Genomic DNA, 14,698 nt, shown 5'->3' with positions numbered 1-14,698 from the left:
GGATCAGATGGGGACGCGGACCTGCTGGATGACGGCGCGCAGCACCGCATCCGGCCCGACGCCTTCGAGTTCGGCCTCGGGTCGCAGCTGCACGCGGTGGCGCAGCACGGGCAGGGCCATCGCCTGGATGTGATCGGGGGTGACGCCCTGCGCACCCGACAGCCACGCCCAGGCGCGCGACGCGGCCAGCAGAGCCGTGGTTCCGCGAGGGCTCACGCCGAGGCGCACCGACGGGCTCTGGCGGGTGCCGCGTGCGAGATCGACGGCGTAGCCGAGCACGTCCTCGCTCACCGGCATCCGCGCCACATCTGCGCGTGCCGCCTGGAGGGTTGCGGCGTCGAGCACGGGCGTCACGCCCGCGGCCTCGAGGTCGCGGGGGTCGAAGCCTGCCGCGTGGCGGGTGAGCACCTCCACCTCGGCGTCGCGCTGGGGCAGGTCGAGGACGAGCTTCAGCAGGAAGCGGTCGAGCTGCGCCTCCGGAAGCGTGTAGGTGCCCTCGTACTCGATCGGGTTCTGCGTCGCGGCGACGAGGAAGGGCGTCGGCAGCTTGCGCGTCACGCCGTCGGTCGACACCTGGCGCTCCTCCATCGCCTCGAGCAGCGCCGACTGGGTCTTCGGGGGCGTGCGGTTGATCTCGTCGGCGAGCAGGATGTTGGTGAACACCGGGCCCTCACGGAACTCGAACTCGCCCGACTTCGGGTCGTAGACCACGGATCCGGTGATGTCTCCCGGCATGAGGTCGGGCGTGAACTGCACGCGTCGTGTCTCCAGCGACAGCGCCCGGGTGAGCGAGCGCACGAGCAGCGTCTTCGCGACCCCCGGCACGCCTTCGAGCAGCACGTGGCCGTTCGCGAGCAGCGCGATGAGCAGTCCCGTGACGGCGCCGTCCTGGCCCACCACTGCCTTCCCGACTTCGACGCGGACACGCGACAGGGCGTCGCGGAGTTCGTTCGTGGTGGTCATGTCGTCCATTCTGTCGGCGGGTGGGGCGGCGGATGGGGCCGTGCGGTCAGCGGGGTGCGACTCCGCGCGCGACGTCGTTCTCGAGGGTCAGGAGGGCGTCGGAGAGTCGGAGGAGGGCGCGGTCGTCTGCGACGGGTGTGTCGCCGAGGAGCGCGGTGAGCTCGCGCACATCGCGACCGCTCGCGCTCGCGGCGGCGACGATGATCTCATCATCGCGCGCGGTGCGCGCAAGCCCGAGCACCCGTGCCAGGCGTGCGAGGGTCGCGGTGCGGAGGGTGCGGATCGTGTGGTCGCGCGCGCCGGTGCGTTCATAGAGGCGCGCCCGACCCTCCATCGTCTCGCTCGCGCGCACCTCGACCGGGAGCCGCTCGACGACGACAGGCCCCATCCGGCGGCCCTTCCACAGCACTGCGGCGATGCCCACGAGCAGCAGCAGCACCGCGAGCGGGGTGAACCACGGCGCCTGGTAGCGCGCGAGGCTGTCGCTGCGCTCGAACGCGAGGTCGTCGATGTCGGGCTGGTACCAGACGAGGCGGTCGCGCTCGCCGAGGAGGCCGAGCACGAGGGCGGCGTTGCCGTGCTCGGTCACGGTGTCGTTGCGCAGCACATCGCCCGCGCCGAGCAGCGTCACCGTGGTCGGTTCGTTCTGCATCTGCACGAGCGCGTGACTGCCGCTGTCGGTCGGGAAGCAGCGGATCGCCGAGGACGGCGCGCTGATCGCGTCGCCGGCCGCATCGACGCGTCCCGCGCGCTCGGCGGCGGGCAGATCGCACTCGGCCTGCGCGACGCCCCCGCCGAAGCCCGCGTACTCCGCGCCGGGGGCGAGGATCTCGAGCGCCGTGTCGGTGGGCATGACGACGACGATCCGGTCGGAGGCGGCGAGCACGAGCTCGTACGCCTCCTCGGTGAGCACCCACAGGTCGTCATCGAGGAGCAGGGTCGACGCGCCATCGAGCGCGCGCTCGGCGTCGGGGAACGAGTGCGCGACGATCACCTCGACACCCTGCTCGCGCAGCACCTCGGCGACCGCGAGCGTCCCGCGGTCGGATGGGTCGAGCGGCGATCGCGTGTGGAGTCCTGAGTCGGAGGTCTGGCCGGCGGCCCACATCGCCGCGAGGGCGATCAGCACGACGAGAGCGAGGCCGATCCCCCCGAGGCGCGGGCTCGTGCGCCGCGTCATCGGGGTGCCTCGAATCCTGCGAGAGCGTCGGCGTGCTCGTCGGCGTCGAGGTCGGGCCGTGCGCGTCGCACATCCTCGTCGAGTGCGGTGAGGCGCGCGTAGCGGTCGCGGTCGCCCGGATCGCCGAGGTAGCGCACCGCATCGAAGTCGTCGGCGGCATCCGAGAGTGCGCTTGCGAAGGCGGGCAGGGCGCGCCCTGCCCGCCGCGCGACATCGTGCGAGGTGCTGCCGGGCACCGAGCTGAGGAGTGTGCGCTCGTGGAGGCCGCGGATGAGCGCGCGGAACCGCTCGGCGATCGCGAGCGGCCAGTCATCGGCCGCGGCGGCGGCGTCGGCGGCGCGGCGCATCGCCGCCGAGCCGCGCTCGTCGTCGGCCTCGAACACCTCACCCGTCGCCACGGCGCTGCGTCGGCGCAGGCGCGGCAGACCGAACACGAGGATGAGCACCACGACCATCGCGATCGCGAGCACGATGAGCGCGGCCGACCACCCCGGCGCGGTGCCTTCGCCTCCGAGCGAGTCGATGAAGGCGGTGATGCGCTCGATCAGGTCGCGCAGCCAGTTCGATGTCTCTTCCGTCTCGGCCGGCTGGTACTTGGTCTTCTCGAGTTCGTCGGCGAGCCACCCGGATGCCTCGTCGGCGTCGGGCTCCACGGGGACATCGAGGGGGAGCAGCCCTGTCGGCCTCACCACGGTGTCTCCGCCGATGCGGGTGCGGGCAGTGCGTCCGGGCTCAGGTACGGATCCGGCTCGGTCGGGTCATGCCTGGTGCCCGGGCGGCGCACCTCGAGGAAGCGCGCGAGCTCCAGGTCGAGGCCTTCGCGGCGCATCCGCAGATCGAGGTAGAGCAGCGCATCCGTCGACGTCGTCACGACGAGTCCGATGGCGCCGATGACCGCCGACGCGACGACGAGCACGAACGAGCCGAGCTCCTCGATCGCGAGCAGGTCGGCCACGGCGCCGTTTCCCGCGAGCAGCGTCTGCAGCAGCTGCAGCAGCAGCACCACAGGAAGGGTGATGAGCATGCCCGCGATCCAGATCATCGTCCAGGCGAGCAGCCGCGTGCCGAAGGTGCGCCAGAAGGCGCGGCGGGTGAGCGCGAACGAGCGTCGGATGGCACGGCCGAGCGGCAGACGCTCGACGGCGAGCACCGACGGGACGAAGGCGAGACGCGTGCCCGCGAACGCGAGCGCGACGCCTCCGAGCACGTAGACGAGCGCGGTGACGGCGATCGCGCCGGGCCCACCGGCGAGCGACGCCGCCCCGATGAGGGACGCAGCGATCAGCCCGGCGACCAGAAGGACGGCGAGGCAGATCGCGACCCAGGCCCACTGCCGCGCCCACGTGCCCGCCGTGCGCCGACGCAGCCCGCCGGGCGTGAGGCGTCGTCCGACGACCGCGTGCGTCACGAACGACGCGGCCACTCCCTGTTGCGCGAGGCCCGCGGCGAGCACCGCGGAGCGCAGCACGATCCAGCTGATGAACCCCGCCCCGAAGCCGGCGAGCCAGTGGTACAGCGAGACCGAGCCGGAGCTCGCCCCGAGCGCGTCCACGGCCGGATCCACCACGAGCCACGACACGAGGCTCGCCGCGAGCGTCGCCCCCACGGAGAGCATGATCGCGGGGCCGAGGGTCGTGCCCCCGCCCGTGCGCAGCGCGCGGACCGCTCCCGAGAGGATCTGACCGAGCGTCAGCGGGCGCAGCGGAACGAACGGCTCGCGCGCGGGAGGAGTCCAGGTCGGCGACGGGAACGCGTCGGCGGATTGCGTCACCCGGCCCCCTCTCGATACGAGTCCCGCTCACAACAGCTGGGCCATATGCTTTCACACCCCGGCTAGTGTTGTCCTGACCCCATACGGCCCCCGTTGCGGGGCGAAGCTGAAACGGACGAGGTCCATGAACGCCCGAATACTCGTGGTCGACGACGACCCCGCGATCGCCGAGATGATCGGCATCATCCTGCAGGGAGAGTCATACGAGCCGGTCTTCGCCGCCGACGGCATGACGGCTATCGACACCTTCCGCGCCGAGCGCCCCGAACTCGTGCTCCTCGACCTCATGCTCCCGGGCATGAGCGGCATCGAGGTCTGCCGCACCATCCGCGCCGAGAGCGGGGTGCCCATCATCATGCTCACCGCCAAAGGCGAGGCGACGGATGTCGTCCAGGGCCTCGAATCCGGTGCCGACGACTACATCGTGAAGCCCTTCAATCCGAAGGAGCTCGTCGCGCGCATCCGGGCTCGACTGCGCCCGCTGACGTCGGCGACCGTGGAGCGCGTCGCCATCGGCGACCTCGTCATCGACGTCGCAGGCCACGAGGTGCGTCGTGGAGACGCCCGCATCGGGCTCACGCCGCTCGAATTCCAGCTGCTCCTCGCGCTCGCGACGAAGCCGCAGCAGGTGTTCACGCGCGAGATGCTGCTCGAGCAGGTGTGGGGCTACCACTACAAGGCGGATACGCGACTCGTGAACGTGCACGTGCAGCGGCTTCGCGCCAAGGTCGAGCACGATCCCGACAACCCCCGCATCGTGACGACCGTGCGCGGCGTCGGATACCGCGCAGGCGCCGTCACCTAGAGTCGAGCCCATGCAGTGGGACTGGCGCGCCTGGGGCGCACGCTTCGCCGGTCTCTGGCGGGGTTCGCTGCGTGCGCGCACGATCATCATCACGGTCGTCCTCTCCGCGGTTGCTGTGACGATCATCGGCGTGCTCCTGTCGTCGTCGGTGCGCAGCAACCTGTACGAGTCGCGTCGTGATCAGGTGATCGACGAGGCAGGTCGCGCCGCCGAGCAGGCCCAGCGGATCTTCACGGATGCCGCCGAGCTCGGCGAATCCGGCGACGTCCAGGACACCGCGGAACGCATGCTCGACGCGGTGCAGCGCTCGACGACCGCCCGCTACCTCGCCTTCCTCTGGGTCGACGGGCAGGACGTGCCCCGCATCATCGACCCGCGCGCGAGTCCCATCTTCGAGACGGGCGAGCTGCGCATCTCGCGCGCGCTGTCCGATGCGACCGCCGAGGCGGACTTCGCGCAGATCACGTGGCAGTCGATCGGCGTCCCCTCCGCGAATGGGCGCGTGCCCGGAATCATGACCGGCGCGACGCTCGACACGATCAACGCGGGGCGCTACGAGCTCTACCTCGTCTACGACCTCTCGGATGTGCAGCGCACGCTCGACTTCGTCCAGTCGACGCTGCTGCTCGGCGGCATCGCGCTCGTGCTGCTCTTCGGGGGTGTCGCCTACCTCATCGTCCGGCTCGTCGTCGGCCCAGTGCGGGTCGCCGCCGATGTCTCCGAGAAGCTCGCCGAAGGGGAGCTCGAGCAGCGTCTGCCCGTCAAGGGCACCGATGAGCTCGCGACGCTCGCGCGCTCGTTCAACCGGATGGCGGATTCGCTGCAGAGCCAGATCCGCCAGCTCGCCGACCTCTCGCGGGTGCAGCAGCGCTTCGTCTCGGATGTCTCGCACGAGCTGCGCACGCCGCTCACGACCATCCGGCTCGCGGGCGACGTGCTCTACGACCACCGTGACGAGTTCGAGCCCACGACCGCCCGCACCGCCGAGCTGCTGCACACCCAGATCGAGCGCTTCGAGTCGATGCTCGCCGATCTGCTCGAGATGAGCCGCTTCGACGCCGGCGCCGCATCGCTCGAGACCGATCCCACCAACCTGGTGCGACTCGTCGAGGAGTCGATCGACGCCGTCCGCCCGCTCGCCGACGAGAAGGGCAGCGAGATCCGGCTCGTGGCGCCGGGCGGCTACTTCGAAGCCGATGTGGATGCGCGCCGCATCCGCCGCATCCTGCAGAACCTCCTCGGCAACGCGCTCGACCATGGGGAGTCGCGGCCGATCATCGTCTACATCGACTCGAACGAGTCCGCCGTCGCGATCGCCGTCCGCGACTTCGGGGTGGGCATGTCGCCCGCCCACGTCGAGCGGGTGTTCGACCGCTTCTGGCGCGCCGACCCGTCACGCCAGCGTTCGACGGGTGGCACGGGGCTCGGGTTGGCGATCTCGCTCGAGGATACGGCGCTGCACAGCGGCGAGCTCGACGTATGGTCGGAGCCGGGCGCCGGCACGTGCTTCCGGCTCACCCTGCCGCGCCGCCGCGGCGAGGCTCTGGTCGGCACCTCGCCCGTGCCGCTTCCCCCGGACACGGAGGTGCCCGAATGACCGCTGTCGTCGGCCGGCGCGCCCTCGCGGCGATCGTCGCGCTCCTCGTGCTCGCGGGATGCGCGGGCATCCCGCTCGACGGGCCCGTCCGCAGTGTCGACGTCGGGACCGACGAGGGGGGCGGCGACCTCGTCACGATCGCCGAGGGACCGCTGCCGGGTGCCACTCCCGAGCAGCTCATCAACGGCTTCCTCACGGCGCAGCGCGCCCCGGCGCGCGACTACAGCATCGCGCGCGACTTCCTCACGGAGGAGTTCCGCACCACCTGGTCGCCGACGTCGGGTGTGCTCATCACCTCGGGCGCTGTGCCCCCGACCTCCAGCTCCGAGAACTCCTTCGCGCTCTCGGTCAACGTCGTCGCGGTCGTCAACTCGACGGGCAACTACCGTGAGCTGCAGCGCGCGGAATCCCAGCAGCTCGAATACCGTCTCGAGCTCGACTCGGAGGGGGAGTGGCGCATCGCCGAGGCCCCCCAGGGCACCGTGCTCTCCGCGAGCCAGTTCGCCAGCACGTTCGCGCCGTATCCGCTCTACTTCTACGAGCCGCTGGGCCGCTACCTCGTGCCCGACGTGCGCTGGTTCCCGGCGACCGCGTCGCGTGCGAACCGCATCGTCACGGAGCTGCTGCGTGGGCAGTCGCCCTGGTACGCGAATGGGGTCCTCGTGACGGCGTTCCCCGCCGACACGAAGCTCGACCAGGGCGTGCAGATCGCGGGCGGCACCGCGAGCGTCGATCTGTCGAACATCGTGGCAGGCGCCTCGCGCGCGGAGCAGTTCCGGATGCAGCAGCAGCTCGTCGCGAGCCTCGCGCTCTCGGACGTGAGCAACGTGCAGATCACCGTCGGCGGTCTGCCGCTCGACATCGGCACGGGGGAGGTCCCCGAGTGGGTGCTCTCGGTGCCGTCGGGCGTCGTCGGCGACGTCGACGGCGCATTCGGGGCGGTCAGCGGGGCGGGCGTCCAGCGGCTGCCCGGCATCAGCGACCGCGTGATCTCGCTCGACCTCACGGGTGCCACGATCGCGCGCGGCGGCGCAGCAGCCGCGGTCCGCACGCCGCAGGGCGTCTGGTCCCTCCCGCAGGCGCAGGACAACGCGATCCTCATCGACACGCGTCCGGGGCTCACGGATCCGAGCATCGACGGCCTCGGGTACATCTGGTCGGCGCAGTCCTCTCCCGCCGACAGCATCATCGCGTTCGGGCCCGACGGCACCCCGCATGCGATCCCGGCGCCCTACCTGGACGGATCGATCGTCTCGCTGGATGTCTCCCGCGACGGCGCGCGGCTCCTCATCGCCGCGCAGGGCTCCGACGGCCCCACCGTCGTGATGGTCGGGGTGCTCCGCGACGGCGCGGGTGTTCCGGTGGCGCTCGGGGAGCCGCTCGAGCTCACGATCGGGTCGCGCCCGCTCGTGGATGCGACGTGGGTCGATGCGTCGACGATCGCCACGCTCTCGACCTCGGCGTCCGCGACGAACGTGGACCTCTACCGCATCGGGGGGCGTCACGAATCGTTCGGTTCGCTGCAGAACGGCGTGCAGATCGTGGGAGGCAACATGGTCGAGGGTCTGCGGGTGCGCGACATCGATGGCCGAGTCTGGCGGCACAGCTCGAGCGGCGGCTGGCAGGCGACGGCGCTCGTCGTCTCCTTCCTCGCCACCCAGCAGTGAGTTCGTCCCCGGCCTGAGGCGCACACGGCGCACGCCACCGCCGCTGCCGGGAGCCTCATCGGATGCGGATGAGCCGGGATATGCGAGAGGCGCTGCTGGATGCCCTCGCGCTCGTCGTCCCGGTGGAGTGCGCCGGATGCGGTCGCCCTGACCGCTCGGTCTGCGAGGCGTGCCGTCGCGCGCTGGCACCTGCGGCGCGGCGCGTCGCGGTTCCTGGGGTGCCCACCGTGTGGGCAGGGGCGAGGTATGAGGGCGCCGTGAGAGGTGCGCTGCTGGCGCTCAAGGATGGGCGCACATCGCTCGCCGATCCGCTCGCGCCTCTGCTGGTCGCCGCTCTCGGGCAGCTGCGTGCGGAGGCATCGCTCGAGACAGGGGCGGAGGTCGAGCTGTGCCGCGTCCCCACGAGTCGCCGGGCATTCCGGCGGCGCGGATTCGATCCCGTGCGCGTGCTCACCCGCGCCGCGGACCTCGACACCCGCCGCGTGCTGCGTGCGGCCGCGGGCCACAGCGACCAAAAGGGCCTGGCGCGGAGCGAGCGCCTGCAGAACCTCGCCGATGTGCACCGCGCTCGGGGCTGGCTCGCGGGTCGCCGCTTCGTCATCGTCGACGACATCGTGACCACGGGCTCCACGCTCCGCGCCGTGGCAGACGCGCTCCGCGCCTCAGGTGGACATGTCATCGGAGCGATCGCGGTGGCAGCGACGCCGCGCACAGGGCACGCTTCCGAACCTCTCGGCAGACATCCGGCGCGTGATGGTGACAAGAGAAGGTCGGCCCACTACGGTGGGCGAAAAGGCGAGAAGGGAACGACCGCCTGAACCGAATGGCGGCACCTCTCGCCGGTCAGGAGGTCTCCATGGATGTCACCATCACCGGACGGAACGTCGAGATCCCGGACCGCTTCGAGGACTACGTCAACGAGAAGTCCGAGAAGGTCGAAAAGCTCGCCGACAAGGCGCTGGCACTCGAAGTCCGGGTCATCCGTCACGCACGCGAAAGCGGCGCCTCGGGGGACGACCGCGCCGAGCTGACGCTCATCGGCCCCGGACCGGTCGTGCGCGCGGAGGCGGAAGCACGGGACAAGTACGCGGCCTTCGACCTCGCCTACGACAAGCTCATCGAGCGCATCCGCAAGGCCAAGGATCGCCGCAAGGTGCACCGCGGCAACCACCGCCCCGCCTCGCTGAGCGAGGTATCCGCCACCGGATTCCGCAGCGTCGACGTCGAACCCGCGAGCGCCGAAGTGATCGAGAAGGTCGCCACAGGCTCGATCCCCACCATCGAGGAAGAACCCGAGAAGGAGTGGAGCCCCGTCGTCATCCGCGAGAAGATCTTCCCCGCCGAGCTCATGACGAGCGAAGAGGCGGTCGACCGGATGGAGCTCGTCGGCCACGACTTCTTCCTCTTCATCGACGCGCGCACCGATCGCCCGAGCGTCGTCTACCGCCGAAAGGGCTGGGACTACGGAGTGATCGGCCTCGACAATGAAGCGGTGGTCGCCTCCGAACGACGCTGAGACGTCGCCCACCACGCACCCAGCCCAGCCCCGCTAGGCTGGGTGCGTTCATGGGCGCTTCCGCGTGCCCGAAATCACGACTGGAGGCCATTTCGTGGCGAACGTTGTCGAGAAGGTCCTGCGCGTCGGCGAAGGCCGCGTCATCCGACGGCTGAAGGCATACGCCGCAGCCGTCAACGAACTCGAGGACGCGTTCTCCGAGCTCACGGACGAGGAGCTGCGCGCCGAGACCGCGGAGTTCCGCGAGCGCTACGCGAACGGCGAGACGCTGGACGACCTCCTGCCGGAGGCTTTCGCCGCCGTGCGCGAGGCATCCAAGCGCACCCTCGGCATGCGGCACTTCGACGTGCAGATCATGGGTGGTGCCGCGCTTCACCTCGGCAACATCGCCGAGATGAAGACCGGTGAAGGAAAGACCCTCGTCGCGACGACGGCCGCGTACCTCAACGCGATCGCCTCGCGCGGCGTGCACGTCATCACCGTCAACGACTTCCTCGCGAGCTACCAGTCGGAGCTCATGGGTCGTGTGTTCCGCGCCCTGGGTATGACGACGGGCTGCATCCTCGCCGGCCAGACGCCTGCCGAGCGCCGTGAGCAGTACGCCGCCGACATCACGTACGGCACCAACAACGAGTTCGGCTTCGACTACCTGCGCGACAACATGGCGTGGCAGTCGAGCGACCTGGTGCAGCGCGGCCACTTCTTCGCGATCGTCGACGAGGTCGACTCGATCCTCATCGACGAGGCGCGCACCCCGCTCATCATCTCCGGCCCCTCGTCGGGTGAGGCGAACCGCTGGTTCGGGGAGTTCGCGAGCATCGCCAAGCGCCTCGTGGAGGGCGTCGACTTCGAGGTCGACGAGAAGAAGCGCACCGTCGGCGTGCTCGAGCCCGGCATCGAGAAGGTCGAGGACTACCTCGGCATCGAGAACCTGTACGAATCGGCGAACACCCCGCTCATCTCGTTCCTCAACAACTCGATCAAGGCGCGCGCGCTCTTCAAGCGCGACAAGGACTACGTCGTCATGAACGGCGAGGTGCTCATCGTCGACGAGCACACGGGCCGCATCCTGCAGGGCCGCCGCTACAACGAGGGCATCCACCAGGCGATCGAGGCGAAGGAAGGGGTGCAGATCAAGGCCGAGAACCAGACTCTCGCGACCGTCACCCTGCAGAACTACTTCCGCCTCTACAACAAGCTCGCCGGCATGACGGGTACCGCCGAGACCGAAGCGGCCGAGTTCATGTCGACCTACAAGCTCGGCGTCGTCGCGATCCCGACGAACAGGCCGATGATCCGCAAGGACCAGCCCGACCTCATCTACAAGAACGAGCAGGTCAAGTTCGAGCAGGTCGTCGAGGACATCGTCGAGCGCCACCGCACGGGCCAGCCGGTCCTCGTCGGCACGACGAGCGTCGAGAAGAGCGAGTACCTCTCGAAGGCACTCGCCAAGCGCGGCGTGAAGCACGAGGTGCTCAACGCCAAGAACCACGCTCGTGAGGCCGCGATCATCGCCCAGGCGGGTCAGCTCGGTGCCGTGACCGTCGCCACCAACATGGCCGGTCGTGGAACCGACATCATGCTCGGCGGAAACGCCGAGTTCCTCGCTGTCGCCGAGATGAACAACCGCGGGCTGAGCCCCACCGAGACTCCGGAGGAGTACGAGGCGGCGTGGGACGGCGTCTTCGAAGAGGTCAAGGAGCGCGTCGAGAAGGACGCCGAGAAGGTTCGCGAGGCCGGCGGCCTCTACGTGCTCGGCACCGAGCGTCACGAATCGCGACGCATCGACAACCAGCTGCGCGGCCGCTCCGGTCGTCAGGGTGACCCCGGCGAGAGCCGCTTCTACCTGTCGCTGCAGGACGACCTCATGCGCCTGTTCAACACGGGTGCCGCCGAGATGCTCATGCGCGGCGCACCCGACGACCTGCCGATCGAGTCGAAGGCCGTGTCGCGTGCCATCCGCTCGGCCCAGACCCAGGTCGAGCAGCGCAACGCCGAGATCCGCAAGAACGTCCTCAAGTACGACGACGTCCTCAACCGCCAGCGCGAGGCGATCTACTCCGACCGCCGCCACATCCTCGAAGGCGACGACCTGCACGACCGCGTGCAGGCGTTCCTCGAGGACGTCATCTCGGACGTCATCGACCAGCACACCGCCGACGGCCACAGCGATGACTGGGACCTCGAGGCGCTGTGGACCGAGCTCAAGACCCTGTACCCGGTGTCGATCACGGTCGACGAGGTCATCGGCGAGGCGGGTTCGCGCGGCGGGCTCAAGGCGAAGCTGCTCAAGGAGGAGGTGCTCTCGGATGCGCGCATCGCGTATGAGCGCCGCGAGAACCAGCTCGGAGCCCCGGCGATGCGCGAGCTCGAGCGTCGCGTCGTGCTGAGCGTCATCGATCGTCGTTGGCGCGAGCACCTCTACGAGATGGATTACCTCAAGGACGGCATCGGCCTGCGCGCCATGGCGCAGCGCGACCCGCTCGTCGAATATCAGCGTGAGGGCTACGCGCTCTACCAGAGCATGATGGGCTCGATCCGCGAGGAGTCGGTCGGCTTCCTGTTCAACCTCGAGGTCGAGGTGACGGGCGCCGATGGTCAGGCGCGCGTCGCGGCCAAGGGGCTCGGTGCGCAGGCACCGCAGCAGGGGCTCAGCTACTCGGCGCCGAGCGCCGACGCGGCGGGCGGCGTCGAGGTGCGCAACCAGCGCGGCCAGGTGGAGCGCGCCGCGACGGCGCGTGCCCAGCAGGCCGCCGCGCGCCAGGCGCAGGCTCCCGCCGAGCGCGGAGCGTTCGGCCAGGTTGTGCAGGGTGACGCCGCGGATGCTCCGCAGAACCGCGCGCAGCGTCGCGCTCAGGAGCGCAAGGGCAAGTAACCGGCATCGCCGGTGGTGCAGGCGGGGCGGGCTTCTGCTCGCCCCGCCTCTTCCGTCTGTGGGCTGTGCGCGCCTCAGAGCACGTGAAGCGCGGTGGCACGCCAGCGGCGGTCGAGGCCTTCGAGGCGGATGGCGACGGCGCGAGCCCGAGCGCGGCCCACGACCACGACGACCGCTTCGACGACGCCGTCGCGCGGTTCGCACACCACGAGCGATCCGATCGAGAACACCGGACGGGTGGCGGGGCGGCCCGTCGTCTGGCGGGCACGCGTCGCGAACATGACGCGTGTGAGGAGCGTCTTGTAGACGCTGTCGTCGACCCATCGTGCGATCTGCTCGAGATCGCGAGCGCCCGCGAGGATCTCGATGACGCAGCGGGTGAGGTTCTCGAGCAGCGGGCGTGGATCGGGCAGCTCGCTGCTCCTCGCGGGCTGGGGGCCGAAGTGCTCCTCGTCGGAGACGCGGCGGGGGAGGGGGCGTGCGGCCGCCGCGGTGGTCGCCATGCCTGCAGTGGCCATCGTCGTCCTCGTACTCGGTCGGGGGGTGGTGGTGCCGAAGGAACGTTCTGCCCCCATCTGGGGGACACCGCTCACCCTGGCATATGACAGTTCCTCGTGTCGAGGGGCAATTGCGATCTGTGGAGAACCGGAGGGCCGCGCATCGACGGAGGGCTAGCGTCGTCGCGTGCGCTGGGACGAACTGTTCGCCGACATCGAGAGCCAGCTCGAGCAGGAGCTCGATGCCGAGCGTCTCGAGGAGGCCGTCGAGGAGGAGCGGCTCCGCCTCGGGCGGCTCACCCTGCGCGAACGCATCGCCGCGATGAGCGCACCGGATCGAGCCCTCGGAATCGAGACGGTCGACGGGGAGCGGGCAGAGGTCGTGATCGAGACCGTGGGGCGGGACTGGTTCGCTGGCACGATGCAGCGAGGAGCCGTGCGCGCATCGATCATCGTGCCGCTGCACTCCCTCTCATCCGTCGTGCCATCGGGCGACCAGATCCCTCGAGGACTGCGGCCGCAGCCCGCGCCCACCGCGCTCTCGGCGCAGCTCGGCCTCGCATTCGTGCTGCGCGACCTCTGCCGGCGGCGGCTCGCCCTCGACGTGCGCACGCGAGCGGGAACCTGGCACGGCACGATCGATCGCGTCGGGCGCGATCACCTGGACCTCGCCGAGCATGACCGGGGCGAACCGAGGCGGGAACGGGTCGTGCGGCGCATCCGGCTCGTGCCGTTCGACGCCGTGCTCGACCTCCGCTTCTGAGACGAGCCCGCCCGCGCGGGCGGGTCGATGCCCTCAGTCGAGGCGGGGAGCGCGCGCGAAGATCTCAGGAAGCTCCGTGAAGTCGGCTTGCTGCCACAGACTCATCCGGCGGGTCTCCTCGTACTTCGCGGCGATGTAGCCCTCGAGCACGTCACGCTCGACGCGCCACTGACCCTGCCGCCCGATGCGGATGGCGGGCAGTTCGCCGCTTCGCACGATCGCGTACACCTGGCTGATCGAGATGTTGAGGATCTCGGCGGTGTCGGCGACGGTGAGGAAACGGCCGAGGCCGGAGTCGTGCTCCGTGGTCATGACCCGATTATGAGCGCGCGCGGCCCGGCGTGGGCCGTGATCCGCCGACTGTGGATAACTGCCGCCGCGGTGTGCGGGCGGCGGGCACCATGGAGCCTCCGTCGAGAGGAGACTCCGTGCCCCGCACCGTCGATCAGGCCGCGCGCCGCCGATCTCTCGACCCTCGTCTGCTCATCGGGGTCCTCCTGGTCGCGGGATCGGTCGCGGGCGTCGTCGGTCTCGTCACGGCCGTCGACACCCGCACGACCGTCTACGCCGCGGCGTCGACGCTCGCACCGGGCGACCGCATCGATCGCGCCGACCTCGTCGAGCGGGCGGTCTCCATCGACGGCGCGCACGACCTGTACCTCGCGGCCGATGACGTCCCCGACGATGGACTCGTCGTTCTGCGCTCCGTGCGCGAAGGAGAGCTCCTGCCGCGCTCGGCTGTGGGGGACCGCGCGGGGGCTGCGTCGACGGCGGTCGTCCTCGAACTCTCGGGGCCCGTGAGCGCCTCGGTCGTGGCGGGGTCGACGGTGGACGTGTGGGCGACCGCGATCGACGGGACGACCCGCGAGTTCGGAGCCCCTGCAGTGCTCGTGCCCGATGCGGTCGTCGTGCGGCTCGTCGCCGCGGACGGGCTCGTGGCGCGAACGGGCTCGGCGGGCATCGAGGTGCTCGTGCCGCGCGACCGGGTCGCGCGCGTGCTGCAGGCGCAGGCCTCCGGTGACGCGATCGCGGTCGTTCTGGCCGGAATGCCGGTGGAGGACTGA

At 70.4% G+C, this 14,698-nt stretch carries 14 protein-coding genes; 8 read left to right on the top strand and 6 right to left on the bottom strand.

The window, feature by feature from the left end:
• Positions 1-3 precede the first annotated feature (3 nt).
• The 4 genes from HCR12_RS10600 to HCR12_RS10585 are packed head-to-tail and all read right to left on the bottom strand — an operon-like array spanning position 4 to position 3,914.
• Positions 4-972, bottom strand: a complete 969-nt coding sequence (locus HCR12_RS10600; RefSeq protein ID WP_166866201.1) for an AAA family ATPase — start codon at positions 970-972, stop codon at positions 4-6.
• Between the two features lie 37 nt (positions 973-1,009).
• Positions 1,010-2,143 (bottom strand): DUF4350 domain-containing protein, encoded by a 1,134-nt coding sequence (locus tag HCR12_RS10595; protein WP_166866198.1) that lies wholly within the window; start codon positions 2,141-2,143, stop codon positions 1,010-1,012.
• On the bottom strand, positions 2,140-2,796 hold the full coding sequence (locus HCR12_RS10590) for a DUF4129 domain-containing protein (protein ID WP_191412332.1): 657 nt from the start codon (positions 2,794-2,796) through the stop codon (positions 2,140-2,142). The genes HCR12_RS10595 and HCR12_RS10590 overlap by 4 nt, the downstream gene beginning before the upstream one ends.
• A 32-nt stretch (positions 2,797-2,828) precedes the next feature.
• On the bottom strand, positions 2,829-3,914 hold the full coding sequence (locus HCR12_RS10585) for a glycerophosphoryl diester phosphodiesterase membrane domain-containing protein (RefSeq protein WP_166866194.1): 1,086 nt from the start codon (positions 3,912-3,914) through the stop codon (positions 2,829-2,831).
• Positions 3,915-4,038: 124 nt separating this feature from the next.
• On the opposite strand from HCR12_RS10585, the gene mtrA reads away from it, so the two are divergent.
• The 6 genes from mtrA to secA all read left to right on the top strand — a co-directional run bounded on the left by mtrA (position 4,039) and on the right by secA (position 12,374).
• On the top strand, positions 4,039-4,719 hold the full coding sequence (gene mtrA, locus HCR12_RS10580) for an MtrAB system response regulator MtrA (RefSeq protein WP_166866192.1): 681 nt from the start codon (positions 4,039-4,041) through the stop codon (positions 4,717-4,719).
• Positions 4,720-4,729: 10 nt separating this feature from the next.
• Positions 4,730-6,316, top strand: a complete 1,587-nt coding sequence (mtrB, locus tag HCR12_RS10575) for an MtrAB system histidine kinase MtrB (RefSeq protein WP_166866190.1) — start codon at positions 4,730-4,732, stop codon at positions 6,314-6,316.
• Positions 6,313-7,983, top strand: a complete 1,671-nt coding sequence (locus tag HCR12_RS10570) for an LpqB family beta-propeller domain-containing protein (RefSeq protein WP_166866188.1) — start codon at positions 6,313-6,315, stop codon at positions 7,981-7,983. The genes mtrB and HCR12_RS10570 overlap by 4 nt, the downstream gene beginning before the upstream one ends.
• A gap of 257 nt (positions 7,984-8,240) precedes the next feature.
• Positions 8,241-8,801 carry a ComF family protein gene (locus tag HCR12_RS10565; RefSeq protein ID WP_166866186.1) on the top strand — a complete coding sequence of 187 codons (561 nt, stop codon included), beginning with the start codon at positions 8,241-8,243 and terminating at the stop codon, positions 8,799-8,801.
• 38 nt (positions 8,802-8,839) lie between these two features.
• Positions 8,840-9,499 carry a ribosome hibernation-promoting factor, HPF/YfiA family gene (hpf, locus tag HCR12_RS10560; RefSeq protein ID WP_166866183.1) on the top strand — a complete coding sequence of 220 codons (660 nt, stop codon included), beginning with the start codon at positions 8,840-8,842 and terminating at the stop codon, positions 9,497-9,499.
• Positions 9,500-9,593: 94 nt separating this feature from the next.
• Complete coding sequence (gene secA / locus HCR12_RS10555; RefSeq protein ID WP_166866180.1) at positions 9,594-12,374, top strand: preprotein translocase subunit SecA; 2,781 nt, start codon at positions 9,594-9,596, stop codon at positions 12,372-12,374.
• 74 nt (positions 12,375-12,448) lie between these two features.
• Here secA and HCR12_RS10550 read toward each other — a convergent pair whose 3' ends face one another.
• Positions 12,449-12,892, bottom strand: coding sequence for an Rv3235 family protein (locus tag HCR12_RS10550; protein WP_224763421.1), 444 nt, complete (start codon positions 12,890-12,892; stop codon positions 12,449-12,451).
• A 166-nt stretch (positions 12,893-13,058) separates the two neighbouring features.
• Between HCR12_RS10550 and HCR12_RS10545 the strand changes: the two genes are divergently transcribed.
• On the top strand, positions 13,059-13,634 hold the full coding sequence (locus HCR12_RS10545; RefSeq protein ID WP_166866177.1) for a hypothetical protein: 576 nt from the start codon (positions 13,059-13,061) through the stop codon (positions 13,632-13,634).
• Between the two features lie 33 nt (positions 13,635-13,667).
• Here the strand turns inward: HCR12_RS10545 and HCR12_RS10540 are convergent, their stop codons facing one another.
• Positions 13,668-13,946 carry a helix-turn-helix domain-containing protein gene (locus HCR12_RS10540; protein ID WP_166866175.1) on the bottom strand — a complete coding sequence of 93 codons (279 nt, stop codon included), beginning with the start codon at positions 13,944-13,946 and terminating at the stop codon, positions 13,668-13,670.
• Positions 13,947-14,062: 116 nt separating this feature from the next.
• On the opposite strand from HCR12_RS10540, the gene HCR12_RS10535 reads away from it, so the two are divergent.
• Entirely contained in the window at positions 14,063-14,698 is a 636-nt protein-coding gene (locus HCR12_RS10535) for a hypothetical protein (RefSeq protein WP_166866173.1), read from the top strand.

The organism is Salinibacterium sp. ZJ70 (genome assembly GCF_011751865.2).
GTDB lineage: Bacteria > Actinomycetota > Actinomycetes > Actinomycetales > Microbacteriaceae > Homoserinibacter.
This window is presented reverse-complemented; position numbering and strand designations above follow the sequence as displayed.